The organism is Cytobacillus sp. FSL W8-0315 (assembly GCF_038002905.1).
Lineage (GTDB): Bacteria > Bacillota > Bacilli > Bacillales > Cytobacillaceae > Cytobacillus > Cytobacillus pseudoceanisediminis.
The window spans coordinates 347,995-366,904 of record NZ_JBBOOC010000001.1 but is presented as its reverse complement, the minus strand read 5'-3'; the positions used below and the strand labels follow the sequence as shown (position 1 = coordinate 366,904).

17 protein-coding genes are annotated in these 18,910 nt (G+C 43.0%); 14 read left to right on the top strand and 3 right to left on the bottom strand.

Annotation, left to right across the window (positions count from 1 at the left end; all coding sequences use genetic code 11):
* The first annotated feature begins 1 nt into the window (after position 1).
* The 3 genes from MKY20_RS02060 to MKY20_RS02050 all read left to right on the top strand — a co-directional run bounded on the left by MKY20_RS02060 (position 2) and on the right by MKY20_RS02050 (position 4,146).
* The gene (locus MKY20_RS02060) at positions 2-1,171 is read left to right on the top strand and encodes a CamS family sex pheromone protein (RefSeq protein ID WP_019382927.1); all 1,170 of its coding nucleotides are present in this window, start codon (positions 2-4) and stop codon (positions 1,169-1,171) included.
* A 760-nt stretch (positions 1,172-1,931) separates the two neighbouring features.
* Positions 1,932-3,479 carry an L-glutamate gamma-semialdehyde dehydrogenase gene (gene pruA, locus MKY20_RS02055; RefSeq protein ID WP_064328209.1) on the top strand — a complete coding sequence of 516 codons (1,548 nt, stop codon included), beginning with the start codon at positions 1,932-1,934 and terminating at the stop codon, positions 3,477-3,479.
* A 115-nt stretch (positions 3,480-3,594) separates the two neighbouring features.
* Entirely contained in the window at positions 3,595-4,146 is a 552-nt protein-coding gene (locus tag MKY20_RS02050) for a cysteine hydrolase family protein (protein ID WP_026041579.1), read from the top strand.
* A gap of 124 nt (positions 4,147-4,270) precedes the next feature.
* On the opposite strand, the gene putP is transcribed toward MKY20_RS02050, so the two are convergent.
* Positions 4,271-5,740 (bottom strand): sodium/proline symporter PutP, encoded by a 1,470-nt coding sequence (gene putP, locus MKY20_RS02045; protein WP_009335966.1) that lies wholly within the window; start codon positions 5,738-5,740, stop codon positions 4,271-4,273.
* A 634-nt stretch (positions 5,741-6,374) separates the two neighbouring features.
* On the opposite strand from putP, the gene aceA reads away from it, so the two are divergent.
* Together aceA and MKY20_RS02035 are read left to right on the top strand one after the other, a co-directional pair.
* On the top strand, positions 6,375-7,664 hold the full coding sequence (aceA, locus tag MKY20_RS02040) for an isocitrate lyase (protein WP_251175368.1): 1,290 nt from the start codon (positions 6,375-6,377) through the stop codon (positions 7,662-7,664).
* Positions 7,665-7,870: 206 nt separating this feature from the next.
* Positions 7,871-8,305 (top strand): YueI family protein, encoded by a 435-nt coding sequence (locus tag MKY20_RS02035; RefSeq protein WP_009335964.1) that lies wholly within the window; start codon positions 7,871-7,873, stop codon positions 8,303-8,305.
* An 86-nt stretch (positions 8,306-8,391) separates the two neighbouring features.
* Here the strand turns inward: MKY20_RS02035 and MKY20_RS02030 are convergent, their stop codons facing one another.
* The gene (locus MKY20_RS02030) at positions 8,392-8,778 is read right to left on the bottom strand and encodes a hypothetical protein (RefSeq protein ID WP_009335963.1); all 387 of its coding nucleotides are present in this window, start codon (positions 8,776-8,778) and stop codon (positions 8,392-8,394) included.
* Between the two features lie 223 nt (positions 8,779-9,001).
* Between MKY20_RS02030 and gatC the strand changes: the two genes are divergently transcribed.
* The 8 genes from gatC (at position 9,002) to MKY20_RS01990 (ending at position 16,921) form a co-directional block, all read left to right on the top strand.
* Positions 9,002-9,292, top strand: coding sequence for an Asp-tRNA(Asn)/Glu-tRNA(Gln) amidotransferase subunit GatC (gene gatC, locus MKY20_RS02025; RefSeq protein WP_009335962.1), 291 nt, complete (start codon positions 9,002-9,004; stop codon positions 9,290-9,292).
* A 13-nt stretch (positions 9,293-9,305) separates the two neighbouring features.
* On the top strand, positions 9,306-10,763 hold the full coding sequence (gatA, locus tag MKY20_RS02020) for an Asp-tRNA(Asn)/Glu-tRNA(Gln) amidotransferase subunit GatA (protein WP_251175373.1): 1,458 nt from the start codon (positions 9,306-9,308) through the stop codon (positions 10,761-10,763).
* Positions 10,764-10,775: 12 nt separating this feature from the next.
* Positions 10,776-12,203: an Asp-tRNA(Asn)/Glu-tRNA(Gln) amidotransferase subunit GatB gene (gene gatB, locus MKY20_RS02015; protein ID WP_009335960.1), complete on the top strand. Its 1,428-nt coding sequence runs from the start codon at positions 10,776-10,778 to the stop codon at positions 12,201-12,203.
* Positions 12,204-12,368: 165 nt separating this feature from the next.
* Complete coding sequence (locus tag MKY20_RS02010; protein WP_251175367.1) at positions 12,369-13,421, top strand: LytTR family transcriptional regulator DNA-binding domain-containing protein; 1,053 nt, start codon at positions 12,369-12,371, stop codon at positions 13,419-13,421.
* Positions 13,422-13,549: 128 nt separating this feature from the next.
* Positions 13,550-14,398, top strand: a complete 849-nt coding sequence (locus tag MKY20_RS02005) for an ABC transporter ATP-binding protein (protein WP_009335958.1) — start codon at positions 13,550-13,552, stop codon at positions 14,396-14,398.
* The gene (locus tag MKY20_RS02000) at positions 14,395-15,102 is read left to right on the top strand and encodes an ABC transporter permease (protein ID WP_217035674.1); all 708 of its coding nucleotides are present in this window, start codon (positions 14,395-14,397) and stop codon (positions 15,100-15,102) included. Before MKY20_RS02005 ends, MKY20_RS02000 begins: the two co-directional genes overlap by 4 nt.
* A gap of 171 nt (positions 15,103-15,273) precedes the next feature.
* Positions 15,274-15,834, top strand: a complete 561-nt coding sequence (locus tag MKY20_RS01995; RefSeq protein ID WP_009335956.1) for a thioredoxin family protein — start codon at positions 15,274-15,276, stop codon at positions 15,832-15,834.
* A gap of 19 nt (positions 15,835-15,853) precedes the next feature.
* Positions 15,854-16,921, top strand: a complete 1,068-nt coding sequence (locus MKY20_RS01990; RefSeq protein ID WP_251175366.1) for an NAD(P)H-dependent flavin oxidoreductase — start codon at positions 15,854-15,856, stop codon at positions 16,919-16,921.
* Between the two features lie 31 nt (positions 16,922-16,952).
* Here MKY20_RS01990 and MKY20_RS01985 read toward each other — a convergent pair whose 3' ends face one another.
* A complete protein-coding gene (locus tag MKY20_RS01985) occupies positions 16,953-17,885 on the bottom strand; it encodes a manganese-dependent inorganic pyrophosphatase (protein WP_251175365.1) in 933 nt (310 codons plus the stop codon).
* A 167-nt stretch (positions 17,886-18,052) separates the two neighbouring features.
* On the opposite strand from MKY20_RS01985, the gene MKY20_RS01980 reads away from it, so the two are divergent.
* Entirely contained in the window at positions 18,053-18,805 is a 753-nt protein-coding gene (locus tag MKY20_RS01980) for a metallophosphoesterase family protein (protein ID WP_192908057.1), read from the top strand.
* Positions 18,806-18,910: the final 105 nt, after the last annotated feature.

Below are 18,910 nucleotides of genomic sequence, written 5' to 3'. Positions count from 1 at the left end.
CGTGAAAAAACTGATGATGCTTGCTTTATCTCTAACCCTTCTGCTAGCAGGCTGTGCGCCTAATTTTAATAAGCAGGAGGAAGTTGTTCAGGAAGACAAGAACGAAAAGGATAAGGCAATCATTCCGAACTATAAAATTTCTGAAAAGTATTATCGAACACTGCTGCCTTTTGAACCAAGTGAATCCAGAGGTCTCGTGGTCAATAATGTAAACACCAAATATGATATCAATGAATTTGAGACAGGACTTATGAGAGTTGCGCAAAACACGTTTGATCCTGATAAATACTTATTCCAGGAAGGACAGTATCTAAAGAGAGGCACAGTCCAGGCTTGGCTAAACCGTAAATTCACTGATGCTCAGCTGAAGGAACGCGAAATGAAGGCAGAAGACAATATCGGCTTAAATCCAATGATCGCAGATGGCGGAGATATTGATAAAAACAATGAAAAAAGCCCGATCTACCTTGCCCATATTCTTGAACACAACTATTTGCTGAAAAATGATGATGGAAAAGTGGGGCTCGGCGGTGTTGTAATTGGCCTTGCCATGAACTCTGTCCATTATTATCAAAAGGAACAATATGGTGCCACTTTCGAAACAAAGATTGACCAAGATGTCATCGAACGGGAAGGTAAAAAGCTGGCTGAAGAAGTACTGCAGAGAGTACGGCAAATCAAAGGCCTGAAAGATGTGCCGGTAACCATTGCTTTGTTTGAACAGCAATCAAGAACTTCGGTGGTGCCAGGCAGCTTCTTTACATACGCTACGGCGGATAAAGGAAGCACCAAGCTTGGCGGATGGGAAGACGTCAACGAGAAATATGTCCTTTTCCCTTCAAACACGGCTGAAAAAAATCATCGAGATGATTTAACGGCTTTTCTTAACTTTAAACAGGATGTAGAAACCTATTTCCCAAACTTCAATGGAGTTATCGGGAAAGCCTTCTACGCTCAGGACCAATTGCAGGAAGTTAATATTGATATCCCAATCCAATTCTATGGAAAAGCAGAAGCGATTGGATTTACGCAATATGTAACAGGGCTTGTCGTCAAACACTTCCCTGAATACATCTCAGTCCAGGTAAATATCTCATCTGTCAACGGACCGGAAGCACTAGTAGTCCGGAAAGCAGACCAAAGCGAACCTTTTGTCCACATCTATCAATAGAACCAGGGTACCCAGAAGTGCAGAAGATGCATCTTCTGGGTTTTTTTAATTTCAGGAAAGAGGGTTACGGGCATTGTGGAAAATTGGAAGCAGTTTGAGAAAATCTGGTGTCATAGAGGCTTTATGAAGACGAAAAAGGAAGAAGCTCGAGGGAAATGGAAACCATAGAGGCTTTATGAAGACGAAAAAGGAAGAAGCTCGAGGGAAATGGAAACCATAGAGGGTTTATGAAGACAAAAAAGGAAGAGGCACGAGGAAAATGGTCGTCATAGGCTTCATGACGACGAAAAAGGAAGAGGCTCAGGAAAATGGTAGTCATAGAGGGTTCATGAAGACGAAAAAGGAAGAGGCACGAGGAAAGTGGTCGTCATAGAAGGCAATGGCGACACAATAGAGAGATGCAAGAATAAGGGTCCCCATAAAAGTTCATAGCTGTAAAAATGATAAGAAGTAAACAAAAATGATATTCACTGCTAAAAAATAACAGCACTAAAATTTTTTATATAACAGTTTTATCCAAAACCTGCCACAAGAATCTTCAACCCCTTATCCTTCTAAGTAAAACTGCAATTTCTCTCGATGGATGTTAATATATAACATCAGCGGAGAATGTTTGAAGATAATGTTATTTTCGTGTTAATATAGTGTTTGGATGAAAACGTTTTAAGAGAATAGCAGACCTTTCTCCAGCATGTTTTTAAAACGGGGCGGGGCGCTACTATCTGGCGTTTGATATTTGTACACACAGGAGGCGGTAAAAATGGTACAACCTTATAAGCATGAGCCATTCACGAATTTTAAAGAAGAAGAAAATCGTGAAGCATATTTAAAGGGTTTACAAACTGTAGAAAGCTATTTGGGCCAGGATTATGATCTTTTAATTGGCGGAGAGCGCATTTCTACTGAAGATAAAATTGTATCAATCAATCCTTCTAATAAAGAAGAAGTAGTTGGCCGTGTTTCAAAGGCAAACCGCGAGCTTGCGGAAAAAGCAATGCAGGCTGCTGTTGAAGCATTCAAAACATGGAGAAAAGTGAAGCCGGAAACACGCGCAGATGTTTTATTCAAAGCTGCTGCGATCATCCGCCGCCGTAAGCATGAGTTTTCTGCCCTTTTAACAAAGGAAGCAGGGAAGCCTTGGAACGAGGCAGATGCTGATACTGCGGAAGCCATTGACTTCCTTGAGTACTATGCACGCCAAATCTTAAAAATCAAAGACGGTGTTCCAGTCAACAGCCGTCCGAACGAATATAACCGTTATGACTACATTCCATTGGGAGTGGGCATCATCATCTCTCCTTGGAACTTCCCGCTTGCAATCATGGCCGGCACTACTGTTGCCGCGATCGTGGCAGGAAATACAGTTCTATTAAAACCAGCTTCTACAACACCGGTTGTGGCTGCGAAATTTGTTGAAGTGATGGAAGAGGCAGGCCTTCCGAAGGGCGTGCTGAACTTCGTGCCGGGCAGCGGTGCAGAAGTGGGCGACTATTTGGTTGACCATAAAGACACTCGCTTCATCTCCTTCACGGGTTCACGCGACGTTGGTCTTCGCATCAACGAGCGTGCTTCCAAGCTAAACGAAGGCCAAATCTGGCTAAAGCGTGTGATCGCTGAAATGGGCGGTAAGGACACAATCGTTGTGGACAAAGAAGCAGACCTTGAATTGGCAGCTACTTCAATCGTTGCCTCTGCTTTCGGATTCTCCGGCCAGAAGTGCTCTGCATGTTCACGTGCGGTTGTAGTAGAAGATGTATACGATCAGGTTCTTAACCGTGTGGTGGAACTGACTAACGAATTAACGCAGGGCAATCCTGAAGACCAGAGCAATTACATGGGTCCAGTGATTGACCAGGGCGCATTTGACAAGATCATGAGCTACATCGAAATCGGCAAAGAAGAAGGCAAGCTGATGACTGGCGGAGAAGGAGACAGCTCGAAAGGCTTCTTCATCAAGCCGACAGTATTCGCAGACCTTGCCCCGGATGCACGCTTAATGCAGGAAGAGATCTTTGGACCTGTCGTTGGCTTCACAAAGGCAAAAGATTTCGATCATGCGCTTGAAATCGCCAACAACACCGAGTACGGCTTAACAGGTGCTGTGATCACACAGAACCGTGAGCACATCCAAAAAGCGCGCGAAGACTTCCATGTTGGAAACTTATACTTCAACCGCGGCTGTACAGGCGCGATTGTTGGATACCAGCCATTCGGCGGATTCAACATGTCAGGAACTGACTCCAAGGCGGGCGGCCCTGACTACATTCTTCTGCATATGCAGGCGAAGACTACTTCTGAAATGTATTAATAAACCTCCGATTGGAGGCGGGAACAGCAACTTGGTTGCTGTTCCTTTTTTATTGGATATTCAGGACTTTGAAGTATATGATGAAAATAAGCCTATAGATTGGAGTGATGCGAAAATGCCAAACAAAGCTTTGATTAATATCGATTACACAAATGATTTTGTAGCGGAAGGCGGTGCCCTGACATGCGGTAAGCCTGGACAGCTGCTGGAAAAGAAGATCGCGGACCTTACAGGAGAGTTTATCGCGAGTGGGCATTTCACTGTTTTTGCTATTGATGTTCATGATGAAGGAGACATCCATCACCCAGAAACAAAATTATTTCCGCCGCATAATATCAGGAACACGGAGGGAAGAAATCTGTACGGTTTATTGCAGCAGATTTATGAAACAAACAAAGACGCTGAAAATGTTTATTTCATGGACAAAACAAGATATTCTGCATTTGCAGGAACCGATCTCGAGATAAAACTGAGGGAACGCGGTGTTGAGGAGGTGCACCTGGTCGGTGTATGCACAGACATTTGCGTGCTTCATACAGCAGTCGATGCTTATAATAAAGGGTTTAAAATAGTGATTTATAAAGATGCTGTTGCTTCATTTGATCAGGAGGGTCATCAGTGGGCCTTAAGGCATTTTGCAAATACGCTTGGAGCAGAAGTAATTTAATGATTCCTGCTTTGTAATTAAGCCGGCAACACAAAATATTGATTCCCGGCTCAAGCCTGTAATTGTATGGATGAACGACAGACATACAAAAAACCCTCTCCACAAAGGAAGAGGGTTGCTGCAATTAATTTTTAAGGACAGACTTATATTGATTGTACTGCTCCTGAACTTCCTTTGAAGGTGCTTTATCCAGAAGGCTGACGATGATAATCGCTAGACCTGCAAATAGGAAGCCGGGCGCCAATTCATACAAATCAAACAGTCCGCCGGTAAGCTGTGCCCAAACAATTACTGTTACGGCACCAACAATAATGCCGGCAAGGGCGCCATTCCGTGTCATGCGCTTCCAGAACAGGCTCAGGATGATAACTGGCCCGAAGGCTGCACCAAATCCGGCCCAAGCATAACTGACAAGTTCCAACACCTTGCTTTCTGGGTTATACCCTAAGAAGATGGCAATAATGGCAATGCCCAGTACAGCAATTCTGCCAACAATCATTTCTTCCTTTTTGGAAGCATTTCTTCTAAAGATGGATTTATAAAAATCCTGCGCCAGTGCACTTGAAGAAACGAGCAATTGAGAGTCAACTGTGCTCATGATTGCTGAGAGAATGGCTGCTAATAAGAATCCAGCTACCCATGGATTAAATAGTACCTGTGAAAACATGATGAATACTGTTTCAGAATTGGCAAGCGGTGCATCTGCAAAATAGGCGATGCCGGCAAACCCTACAAACAGAGCTCCAAATAACGAAAGAACCATCCACGTCATACCGATCAAGCGGGCTTTTGGAACGTCGTTTGTTGATTTTAATCCCATAAAGCGGACAAGGATATGCGGCTGTCCAAAGTAGCCAAGCCCCCATGCCAGCAGGGAAACTACGCCAACAAAAGTGGCTCCTGAAGCAACATCTAAATGTGTTGGATCTATCGCGCTGATCTGATCTAGTGTTTCATTCCAACCGCCAAGCTCCTGAATCGCTGTAATCGGAATGATAATCAAGGCTAAGAACATTAAGATGCCTTGAATAAAGTCTGTCCAGCTGGCTGCAAGGAAGCCGCCAAATAATGTGTATGACAAAATGACAGCAGCTCCGACCCAAAGAGCGAGTGTATAATCCATCCCGAATGAATTTTCTAATAGAATGGCACCGCCGACCAGGCTGGAAGAAGTATAGAAAGTGAAAAAGACTAATATGACGATTGCAGAAACTACCCGCAGCAATTTTGAAGTATCATGGAACCGGTTTTCAAAATACCCGGGAACTGTAATCGAATCGTTGGCTACTTCTGTGTAGACACGCAGTGGCTTAGCAACAAACTGCCAATTCAGATAGGCACCGGCTGCCAGACCGATAGGAAGCCATATTTCACCCATACCGCCTAAGTAAACAGCTCCAGGCAATCCCAGCATTAACCATCCGCTCATATCAGAAGCTCCGGCACTCAAGGCTGCAACTCCAGCTCCAAGCCCTCGTCCGCCTAAAACATAATCAGATAAATCTTTAGTCATTCTGGCTGCAAGCACGCCAATCAGCAGCATGCCGACCAGATAAACAATAATGGCAATTAAAGTTGGTATATTTATATCCATACTTATTTATCCTCTCCTTTCAACAAAATATGAGATGCCTGATAGTACGATCAATAATGGCATTGGAATAAGAAGCCAAAGCCACGTCGCCATAGTGAAATCCATATGTTCACCCCCATTTTTCTATTTATGTCCCCATTAAAACATACGTGGAAAAGTTCCTTTTATACAGTAACATGCAGTTTTGTGTTTGTGGAAAAATCGGTTTGGGGAATGGTCCACTTTGAAAAGACGTTTATTATCATAACATAATAAAGGTTGAGGGACAAAAAACCTTGTAAGCTATAAAGATAAGAATGTATAAAAATACGTTATTTCGCATTAATTTGCTGTTATATCACATATATCAACATATCTATTCATCTAAATTTATAAAATTAAGTTGGCGAAAAGAGCTATTTTATTGGATAGATTAGAGAATTAGCGGTAAATTTTGAAAATTTTTTTAAAAAAGGGTTCCCATTAAGAAATCTCTGTTATATAATACAAAACATAGATTATCAATTGTTTTATAACAACTTAGACTTATATCATAACAGCTAATAATTTAATACCTGTTGTGATACAGAAATGCAGTGCAACTGGGATTTTGCTCAAATGATGATTTTCTAAATTAAAAGGAGGATTTAATCAAATGGCAGATGAAAGAGTGCGTCAGTTACAGGAAAGCTGGGAAATGGATGAACGCTGGAATGGAGTAGAAAGACCGTATACGGCTGAGGAAGTCATTAAATTAAGAGGGTCAATTGATATTGAACATACATTAGCGCGCCGTGGTGCAGAGAAGCTGTGGAAGCTTGTGAATGAAGAAGACTTCGTCAATGCATTAGGGGCGTTAACGGGAAACCAGGCTGTCCAGCAGGTTAAGGCAGGGCTGAAGGCCATATACTTAAGCGGCTGGCAGGTTGCTGCAGATGCGAATCTGTCCGGAAATATGTACCCGGACCAAAGTCTATATCCGGCCAACAGTGTTCCGAGTGTTGTAAAACGAATTAATCAGGCCCTTCAGCGAGCTGACCAGATTCATCATATGGAAGGGGATCATTCCATTGACTGGTTCGCTCCGATTGTAGCAGATGCGGAAGCAGGATTCGGCGGCCAGCTTAATGTATTTGAACTTATGAAAGGCATGATTGAATCGGGTGCCGGCGGAGTACACTTTGAGGACCAGCTATCTTCTGAGAAGAAATGCGGCCACCTTGGCGGAAAGGTTTTACTGCCTACCCAGACTGCTGTTAAGAATTTAATTTCTGCAAGATTGGCAGCGGATGTTATGGGCGTGCCGACTGTCATTGTCGCACGGACTGATGCCAACGCTGCAGACTTAATAACCAGCGATGTGGACCCTTGTGATTCACCTTTCATTACTGGGGAACGCACACCTGAAGGTTTCTTCCGTACAAAGGCAGGTCTTGACCAAGCGATCGCTCGGGGATTGGCGTATGCTCCTTATGCAGACCTGGTATGGTGTGAAACATCAGAACCGGATCTTGATGAAGCGAGACGCTTTGCTGAAGCAATCCATGAAAAATTCCCTGGCAAGCTGTTAGCGTATAATTGCTCTCCTTCATTCAATTGGAAGAAAAAGCTCGATGACGAAACGATTGCAAAATTCCAGGTTGAGCTCGGCAAAATGGGCTATAAGTTCCAGTTTGTTACTTTGGCAGGATTCCATGCGCTAAACCATAGCATGTTTGAACTGGCTCGCGGCTATAAAGACCGCGGAATGGCAGCGTACTCTGAACTGCAGCAGGCCGAGTTTGCCAGCGAAACACATGGCTACACGGCGACAAGACATCAGCGTGAAGTGGGTACCGGCTATTTTGACCAGGTTTCCATGGTCATTACTGGAGGAACATCCTCGACAACTGCTTTGAAAGGATCCACTGAGGAAGAACAATTTACTGAAAAGCAGGAAGCTTAAATTCTACCCGTATGTAAACTTGATTTCTTACCTGCATATTCTCCTATTTTGAACCTCTCTTCCTGGAAGGGGGGTATTTTTTTGCTTAAGGGGCAAGCACAGTACATGCTGCAAAAACATACATATTATATAGGCGAAATTTGAAATAGGACGTAATACTGAATACAATGGAAGCATTGAGTCATATAAGGATGGAGGATGTACAATTGGCTGAAAATATAGATGATTATCTTCAACAGGGGATTCATGGACAAAAGCAGACCAAGCCTGATGAACGCCGCAAGTTTCTTGGCTCGCTTCGGGAGAGGGTGGTCATTGCCTTGAAGCAGCCGCAGATAAGGGAAGATGGAATCTATCCGCAGGTGGAAGAGGCCCTTAAAGCCAACAGCAAGGCTCATCTTTATCTAAATGGGAATATGAGCTACTCCTATTTATCAAAATATATAAAGCTTGCCTCAACCTATAAGGTCGAATATACAATCGTCACCAATAAAGATCATAATTCAGAGATCGGGCTGGTTCTAGCCTATGACTATGCGATTGATAAACCGGAAATTTTCGTGGAGAGGAAAACGGTCAAAGCAGAAGCAAAAAAAGAAAAAAAGGGCGGCCTATTTGCCAAACTATTCAAGCGGAAATGAGCAGCGTCTTCAGCGCTGCTCTATTTTGAGAGGAAAGCACCACAATACCGGCCGAAATACGGGATTTACCGGCCAAAATTCAGCACTTACCGGCCCATGCGAGGTGTTCCGCTATCTATTCGAAGGCCCTTCAGGTACAGATGGGGATCCAAATCAGGACCTTCAATCACAATTGCAGTCATGCCAAGGTAAGAGCCTGATTCATGTTCCTCACCTTCAGACCAATAAACAGCGGTTCCTTTTTGGACTGCAATTTGCTCACCGCCAGCAGTTTTAACCCATCCTTCGCCGTCAACGATGAGAAATAGCTGGGGACAAGCTGCCGGATGCATGCCTAAAACACTATTATCCTTCAGGTGGATACACCCAACTGTAGCTGTTTTGTTTCGGATAATCGGGGTGATGCTGGCATTGTGGCTGCTGAATTGGGCAATTTCCCTGCTGACATCCAAATCAAATCGGAAAAATTCCATAATCGCACCTCCTGTATTTATTACCGCAACCCCCATTTATTCGGTTTCGCTTTTCATTTATCCTCTAAAAAGAGAAGCAAACACACAATTCACTGAACTCATGGTAAAATAAGCAGAAGATTGCTAAGCCAGCTGGCGTGCGCGTATTGCTTTAACGCGCGAAAGTTTGGTATGATCATAATAATTGTGCATTGACAGTATTCAATTTTTGGAGGTGGCATTAATGTCGAGAATTTCAATAGATCAGGTTAAGCATGTTGCACACCTGGCGCGACTTGCAATGACTGAGGAAGAAGCTGTTGCATACACCGAACAGCTGGACAAGATGATTTCATTTGCCGAACTGCTGAATGAGCTTGATACAGACCATGTTGAACCAACATCCCATGTTCTTGATATGAAGAATGTATTGAGAGAAGATAAGGCAAATAAGGGGCTTCCACAGGAAGAAGTTCTGAAAAATGCGCCGGAACATCAGGATGGCTATATAAAAGTGCCGTCTATTATTGAATAGGGAGGGGAAAATGGTGAGTTTATTTGACCATAAGGTATCGGAACTTCATCAGCTTTTACATAAGAAAGAAATCACGGTTACCGACCTTGTCAGCGAATCGTACAAGCGAATCGGTGAAGTTGAAGATAAAGTACAGGCTTTCTTGACGCTTGATGAAGAAAAAGCCCGTGAAGCAGCTAAAAGAATGGATGGGAAAATTGGAACAGACGAGGCAAAAGGCCTTTTGTTCGGTATGCCAATCGGCGTGAAGGATAACATCGTAACGAAGGGGCTGCGCACCACCAGTGCGAGTAAAATCCTTGAAAACTTTGATCCGATTTATGATGCGACTGCTGCATCCAAATTACATAATGCTGAAACCATTACAATCGGTAAACTGAATATGGATGAATTTGCAATGGGATCATCCAATGAAAACTCAGGCTTTCAAGTAACCCGGAATCCATGGAATCTAGAAAGAGTTCCCGGGGGATCTTCCGGTGGTTCTGCTGCTTCTGTTGCAGCCGGTGAGGTTTTATTTTCTCTTGGATCAGACACAGGCGGCTCAATCAGACAGCCTGCTTCTTATTGCGGAGTTGTTGGGTTAAAGCCTACATATGGAAGAGTATCAAGATTCGGACTGATCGCGTTTGCCTCATCTCTGGACCAAATCGGGCCAATTACACGGACAGTTGAAGATAACGCATATCTGCTTCAGGCAATTTCAGGTGTGGATCCTATGGATTCTACTTCAGCAAATGTTGAGGTCCCAAGCTATGCGGAAAGCTTGACTGGGGATGTAAAGGGGCTGAGAATTGCCGTACCGAAAGAGTATTTGGCTGAAGGTGTGAATGAAGAGGTGCGCCAGTCAGTACTGGACGCCCTGAAAGTGTTAGAAAAACTTGGGGCAACATGGGAGGAAGTTTCCCTGCCGCATTCGAAATATGCACTGGCAACGTATTATCTGCTGTCCTCCTCTGAGGCATCGGCAAATCTGGCGCGCTTTGATGGCGTACGCTATGGCTATAGAACAGCAAATCCTGAGAATTTAATCGATTTATACAAAAAGACCCGTGCAGAAGGCTTTGGTGATGAAGTGAAACGCCGCATCATGCTTGGTACATTCGCCTTAAGTTCAGGCTATTATGATGCTTACTATAAAAAGGCACAAAAGGTGCGTACACTGATTAAACAAGACTTTGAAAATGTTTTTGAAAAATATGATGTCATTATTGGACCGACAGCACCAACTCCTGCCTTTAAGATTGGTGAAAATACATCTGATCCGCTGACAATGTACGCAAATGATATTCTGACAATTCCAGTAAACCTTGCCGGCGTACCTGGAATCAGCGTACCTTGCGGATTCGCGGATGGATTGCCGCTTGGCCTCCAGATTATCGGAAAGCATTTTGATGAAAGCACTGTTTACCGTGTAGCGCATGCTTTTGAGCAGGCTACAGAATTCCATAAGCAAAAACCGGGACTGTAAGGGGGGGGAATCATGAAATACGAAACGGTTATTGGACTTGAAGTACACGTTGAGCTAAAAACAGATTCAAAAATATTCTCGGCAAGCCCAAACCATTTTGGGGCAGAGCCTAACTCCAACACAACGGTCGTCGATCTTGGCTACCCTGGAGTGCTTCCTGTCATAAATAAAAAGGCAGTTGAATTCGGAATGAAAGCTGCGATGGCACTGAATTGTGAAATTGCACCTGTCACCAAATTTGACCGGAAGAATTATTTTTACCCGGATAACCCAAAAGCCTACCAGATTTCGCAATTCGATAAGCCAATTGGAGAGCATGGCTGGATTGAGATCGAAGTCGACGGCTATAAGAAAAAAATCGGCATTACGCGAATCCATCTTGAAGAAGATGCAGGAAAACTCTCTCATGCTAAAGGATATTCTCTTGTAGACTATAACCGCCAGGGTACCCCGCTGATTGAGATTGTGTCTGAGCCGGATATCCGCACGCCAAATGAAGCATACGCATATCTCGAGAAGTTAAAGTCCATCATCCAGTATACAGGCGTTTCTGACTGTAAAATGGAGGAGGGTTCACTTCGCTGTGATGCGAATATCTCCCTTCGTCCTGTGGGCCAGGAGGAATTTGGCACAAAGACAGAGCTTAAGAACCTGAACTCCTTTAACTTTGTCCGCAAAGGACTGGAGTATGAGGAGAAACGACAGGAAGAGATTTTAAGTTCAGGCGGTACAATCCAGCAGGAAACATTGCGCTATGATGAAGCAACCAATACAACCATTCTAATGAGGGTAAAAGAGGGTTCGGATGATTATCGTTATTTCCCTGAGCCTGATTTGCTTGATATCCATATTGATGAAGAGTGGAAAGAGCGCATTCGTGCTGAGATCCCTGAGCTTCCGGACCAAAGAAAGAACCGCTATATTGAAGAACTTGGGCTTCCTGCTTATGATGCAGCTGTCCTGACAGTCACGAAAGAAACATCCGATTTCTTTGAAGCGGCTGTCCAAGCAGGAGCTGACGCAAAGCAGGCTTCCAACTGGGTGATGGGTGAACTGTCAGCATACCTGAATGCTGAACAAAAAGAGCTGACAGATATAGCTCTGACACCAGAGGGACTTGCCGGCATGATTAAACTGATAGAAAATGGCACCATCTCTTCCAAAATTGCCAAAACCGTTTTCAAAGAACTGGTTGAAAATGGCGGAGATCCGGAAACAATCGTAAAAGAAAAAGGCCTGGTTCAGATTTCGGACGAAGGTGCACTTCTTAAGATTATCGGAGAAACGCTTGATGCGAATCCGCAATCGATTGAGGATTTCAAAAATGGAAAACAAAAAGCGATCGGCTTCCTTGTCGGCCAAATCATGAAAGCCACAAAAGGACAGGCCAACCCGCCGCTTGTCAACAAATTATTGCAGCAGGAAATTCAGAAAAGATAGCTATTTATCGGGGTATGAAATCATTCGGTTTCATGCCCCTTTTTTGTTTGAAGAAAACGGTCTTTCGACAAATACCCCTATTATTTCCCAGGAAAAGCTATATTTTACATGTCCTTCAGCGTTATAATTACAGGTATGAAATCTAAAAAAACCAGGTGATTAGAAATGGCCATTTTAAAAATAACAAATTTAGAAGAGCATGATGAGCATACAGTTGTATTTCCTCCATTTAGTCTGGAGATCTCTGCGGGCGAGGCCGCAGCAGTTCATACAAATACAAATGTAAAGAACGTATTATTGAGTATGTTCATGGGGACAATGCCGATTTCCAATGGAGAAATAAGGGTTAATGAAATTAGTGCGGCGATAGACAAACGCAAATTCTTGACGGGCATTGGAATCTTCTCTTTAAATGACGGTCTATATGAAAGATTAACGGCGAAGGAAAACTTCTCTTTTTATAAGAACCTATATGGATCGGAAATATCAATAGAAGAAGGGCTGCGTGCTGTTCAGCTGGATGCAGAGCGAAATCAGCAGGTTAGAAAGTTATCCTATTCACAAAAAAGACGAGTCCATTTTGGCCGTATGCTTTTTCAGAACCCTGCATTGTTTATTTTTGAAGAGCCAGACCAAAATATTGATTTGGAAACAAAGCGTGTCTTCATAAAATTGATAAGGAAACTTAATCAAAATGGGAAAGGTGTTTTAATACTAACTGGTAATTTGGAGAGTGCGCTTGCAGTGACCAACAAGGTTTATAGGCTTGGTGAAACCGGTCTGCTGGAGCTTGACGTTTTACAGGATGAACCGGATACAGCGGCGCAGGAACAGCATGCCGGTCTGCTGAGTGAAGAAACGCCAGCGGTACAGCCTGTTTGCTTCGAAAAAGTCCCTACAAAAGTGAACGATAAAATCGTATTATTCGACCCGCCTGAAATTGATTACATTGAAAGCAACGATGGCCAATCCAATATTTTTATTAAAGGTGAAGTGTATCCAAGTGTATTTACTCTGGCAGAGCTGGAAAGAAAACTGCACCCCTATGGCTTCTTCAGATGCCACCGCTCTTATATTGTTAATCTGCAGAAGGTCCGGGAGGTCGTGACGTGGACAAGGAATAGTTTTACACTGGTGCTCAATGATGCTTCTAAATCATCAATCCCTTTATCAAAAGGGAAAATGGCGGAGTTAAAAGAAATGCTGGGGTTAAAGTAAGCTCCATTCCACTTCTGTATTGCTCCATTCAGCCTCTGTATTGCTCTTTTTATCTGGAATATAATGTGGGGGTTTTCTTTATGAATTAAGATGAATGCATAAGAAAACAAACCGCATGGAGGATGAAAATGGAGAATATCATTGAAGTCAAATCATTGGCCAAATACTTTTCAGATCAGCCAGCACTGGAAAATGTATCATTTAATGTAAAAAAGGGAGAGACTTTCGGGTTTTTAGGGCCAAGCGGATCCGGCAAAACAACTACCATAAAAATTCTAACCGCTCAATTAGCCCAGACAGATGGGGAGGCTTTAGTATTTGGGGTAAATGCTTCCAATCTGAAGAAAGAAGAATACCGTAAGAAAATCGGAATCCTGACTGATAATAGCGGTTTATACAGCCGTTTAACAATTTATGATAATTTAAAGCTGTACTGTGATCTTTATGATGTACCGGATAAGAGGATTGATGAAGTTCTGGGCATGGTCAATTTAATAGATGATAAAAAGAAGGCTGTTTCTAAACTATCAAAAGGGATGACTCAGCGTGTGACACTGGCACGGGCATTCTTGCATCAACCTGAGCTGCTGTTTCTTGATGAACCGACTTCAGCACTTGATCCAGTAAATACAAAACATATTTATAAAGGCTTAAAAGACTTAAAAGAAAAAGGAACCACGATCTTTTTGACCACACACGATATGAATGAGGCTGAAACGCTATGTGACCGCGTTGCGTTCTTAAATAATGGGGCTATTCAATTGCTGGATTCACCTAAAGCGCTTCGCCGAAAATTTGCCGATCATACATTGACTGTTGAGCTGACCGATGGGAGCAAAGTAATTGTCGATAAAGGACCGGGCGGAGCACAAACTGTGTATGATTACATGTCTGGAAATAAAATTGTTTCCATCTATTCGAACGAACCGACTTTAGGGGATATTTTTGTAGAAGTAACAGGGAGGAAATTAGCATGACTTTTTCAATGAAACGATCTATGGCCATCTTATATAAGGATTATAAAGATGTTTCGAAAAATTTATATGTTTCTACTACCGTCTTCCTGCCCCTTGTTATGGCCGCGATTTATGGACGCATGGGTATTGAGGCAATCGATGCACATTATATGGTCATCAATATGATTTTTAGTTTAGTAGCAGCCTATGTGCAGTGCTCACTAATTGCAGAGGAAAAAGAAAAAAATACATTAAGGGGACTTATGCTGTCTCCTGCAAGTACCCTGGAGATATTATTCGGGAAAAGTTTATTGAGCTTTATTAGCACCATTGCCGTTATCATTATAGCTGCATTTTTAACTGGTTATAATCCTGATAATGTAATAATAGTTGGTATGGCTATTATTCTGTCTGCTGTCTTTTATATTGGAATTGGCACATTGCTTGGATTGTTGACAAAATCCGTAATGGAAGCATCGGTTGTTATTTTGCCCATTATGATGATTTTTTCCTTTGGCTCGTTCTTGACCCCTTTTATAGAAAAATATCCAGTTTTAATATTTATTGAGTACTTGCCAAATCTGCAGCTCATTGACTTGGCTAATCAGGTTGAAGCGGGGGCTGGCCTATCGGATGTATGGTCCCATCTGGCGGCAATAATTGTATGGACTGCTGCTGTGTTTGCTCTAGTGGCCGCCGTATACAAAAAACGAATGATGGATTGATGACAAGGCCGGCCGCTTTTCGCCGGCCTTCGTTTTTTGCCGACAGCCTCTTTGTCTAATTTCCCAGGAAAAGATGTTTTTCTGCAAAATTCGCCAGCAGTAATCAGAAGGAATGCTGGGGAGCCATACAGAATTAGTAATTAGTCATTTAGAAAAAAGGAGTGTTGATTAATGGAATTACTGGATTGGTTCCAAAAAGGGCTGAGTCTGCATGAATACATAGGGGGAATGAAAGTAAATAAAGATGAAATGATGGGCATTTACGATCGTTTTTCTTTATCAGATAAAGAGAAAGCAAGATTGGCAGAATTTAAGGACACTGGCATGAAAGTGATTGTACTCACTGAAGATTGGTGCGGAGATGCGATGCTGAATAATCCGATTCTGCTGAAAATCGCAGAGGAAGCAGGGATGGAAGTCCGTTTTATTTTAAGGGATCAGAATCTTGAGCTCATGGATCAATATTTGACTAACGGAACATCCAGAGCAATACCCATTTATATTTTTATAGATGAGGCGGGGAAGGAAAAAGCTGTTTGGGGACCTCGTGCCAAACAGGTTCAGGAAATGGTTGATGATGGAAGAAGTAAGCTCCCCGCACAGAATGCGGAAGACTTTAAGGACAAACAAATGAGCATGTACAGTAGACTAACTGCTTCCTATCAGGAGGATTCTAAGATCTGGCAATTTGTTGCTGATAGTATAGTAGATGCTATTGTTTCGGGGAAATAAAGGCGGAAGGATGTTTTAAATGGGCTGGAACCAGAATTCCATAACAGCGATGCTGGATATAAAATACCCTATTTTCCAGGCTCCTATGGCTGGAGGGATGACAACGCCGCAATTAATCAGCGGGGTATCCAATAGTGGAGGACTTGGAAATATGGGCGCAGGCTATATGAGTTCAGATGAAATAAGGAACGATATAAAACGGATTCGGAATCTGACAGATAAGCCATTTGGCGTTAATCTCTTTGTTCCGGATAGTGAGGCTTCGGCGGATGCAGAGGAAATCAGCAGCATGGAGGATGTACTCGCCGGATACAGCAGTGAGCTTGGTATGAAGGAAAAACCTTCTCTGCCAGAAAAGAATTATGCTGCTTTATACAGAAAACAGCTTGATGTTTTGATGGAGGAACAGGTGCCTGTTTGCAGCTTTACATTTGGCATTCCTGAATCTGCCATTATTTCTGAATTAAAGAAACAGGGTACGATTATTATTGGAACCGCAACCAATGTAAAAGAAGCAGTGGAATGGGAAGAGGCTGGCGCAGATGTGATTATTGCTCAGGGGGTTGAAGCCGGGGGGCACCGTGGAACTTTCGGCAGCGAAGAAAGCGGGCTTATTGGTTCCATGGCTCTAATACCACAGGTAGCAGATGCGGTCAGTTGTCCCGTGGCTGCTGCAGGGGGAATAATGGATTCCCGCGGCATTGCTGCTGCTATGATGCTTGGCGCAGCAGGAGTCCAGCTGGGAACTGCTTTTCTTACATGCAGGGAAAGCGGAGCTCACTCACTGTACAAACATGCACTATTAAATGCAAGGGAAGATCAGACAGCTGTGACGAAAGCATTTTCCGGAAAGCTTGCAAGAGGAATTCGCAACAGGTTCATGGAAGAGATGAAAGGTCAGCAGACATTGCCTTATCCATTACAGAATGATATGACAGCCCCTATCCGAAAACAGGCAGCCAAGCTGGAGCAGCCGGAGTTTATGTCATTATGGGCCGGACAGGGAGTGACACTGGCTGAAGAAGTAACAGTGAAGGAACTAATGATAAAACTTGTTATGGGGACAGAAACTTTATTGGATAAGTAAAAAGCAGTGCCCAGTGCGGCACTGCTTTGTCTTATTTGGCAGCCAATACGTTAGTAAGCGGCGGTACAATCTGCTTTTTGCGTGACACAACGCCCTTTAATACGGCACTGTTGTTTTCAAGTGTTACATCATAAGCTTTTTCAACTGCTGCAGCTTCTTTGCCAAGAGAAATGGCAACTGAGTCGTTGTTAAGGATGTCAGTTAAAACAAAAACAAAAAGGTCAAGCTCTTTATTATTGATATTTTCAGTAATGGCAGCTTCCAATTCTTCCTGGCGGCTTAATACGTCATTTAGGTCCACGGCATTAACCTGTGCGATTTCTGTTTTATAGCTGCCCATTTGGAATTCCTTAGCATCAAGGGAGATTAGCTCTTTCACGCTCTTCTTGCTTAAATCTGCTCCTGCTTTAAGCATTTCCAGACCATACTCTTCAGCGTTTACTCCCGCGATTTCAGCAAGCTCGCGTGCTGCTGAAACGTCCTGATCTGTGCATGTTGGAGATTTGAACAGCAAAGAATCGGAAATGATTGCCGAAAGCATTAAACCAGCTGTTTCCTTGCTGATTTCTACACCGTTTTCCTTGTACATTTTGTTCAGAATAGTTGCTGTGCAGCCAACAGGCTCTGCGCGGTAGTAAAGCGGATCGCTTGTTTCAAAGTTCGCTATGCGGTGGTGGTCAATAACCTCAAGGATTTTCACATCTCTGATATCATCAGCACTTTGCTGGAACTCATTATGGTCTACAAGGATTACTTCGCTTGCTTCTTTGGAAACTGCCTCAACAAGACGGGGAGCTTCAGCTTTAAAATAATTTAAAGCATATTGTGTTTCCTCATTTACCTGGCCCAGGCGGATTGGCTCAGCATCAACGCCTAATTTGTTTTTTAATTCTGCATAAGCAAGTGCTGAACAGATTGAGTCAGTGTCTGGGTTTTTGTGTCCGAATACAAATACTTTTGACATAAATCCTACTCCTTCTATATGTAATGTTGGTTTTGGCATGCTGTTATTTTACCATATTTCTAATGTAATGGCGGTACAGGGAAAAATCAAATTTTGTTTTTTCAATTGTTAGAGGAAGCTTGGATGTTTTGGAGAAATTAAATAAGAATAGTAAGGGGGAGACATACATGGGGAAAGTAGCCATAATTTCTGATATTCATGGAAATATCACAGCTCTGGAGGCGGTGCTGGACAATATCCGCGAACGCGGAATAGAGATTATTTTCTGCCTAGGTGATTTAATAGGAAAGGGGCCAAACTCCCTTAAAGCCGTTGAACGGATAAAAGAAACCTGTGAAGTGGTCCTCCTTGGAAACTGGGATGATTTCATGCAGAAGCCGCTGGACTTTGAAGAGGGCAGATGGCATCAGAGACAGCTTGGGGAAGAGGCGTTAGCCTATTTGGGAACTCTGCCATTCCATCACGATTTTTATATGAGCGGCAAATATGTCAGGCTCTACCATGCTTCCGCTAAAAGCATTTATCATCGGGTTGTACCGATGCGGGATTCTTATGAAGAAAAGCTGGCTATGTTTGAGAATACAGAAAATATTAATGCCGGAGAGGACGGGCTAATTCCGGATGTTGTCGGCTATGGTGATATTCATGCTGCTTTGATTGAACCGGTCCATCCGCATAGGACGCTTTTCAATGCAGGAAGCGTTGGGAATTCCCTGGATATTCCTCAGGCAACCTATGCAATTTTGCATGGGGAATACTTATCGAAAGAGGCTGGGCCTTTCTCAATCGAAATTGTCCGGATTCCTTATGATATTGAAAAGGAAATAAGCATTGCCAAGGATATGGGTATGCCTAATATTGAGGCCTATGCGCTTGAGCTGCGCGAAGCGAAATATAGGGGGGCTCCTAAGAAAGTATAATCAAATGATAAAAAAGACTAAAATAACCTGTACGCACATTAATAAAATTATCCGCACTTAAAACAAGGCTATGAGCACATAAAAATTTTTATCCGCAGAAATTAA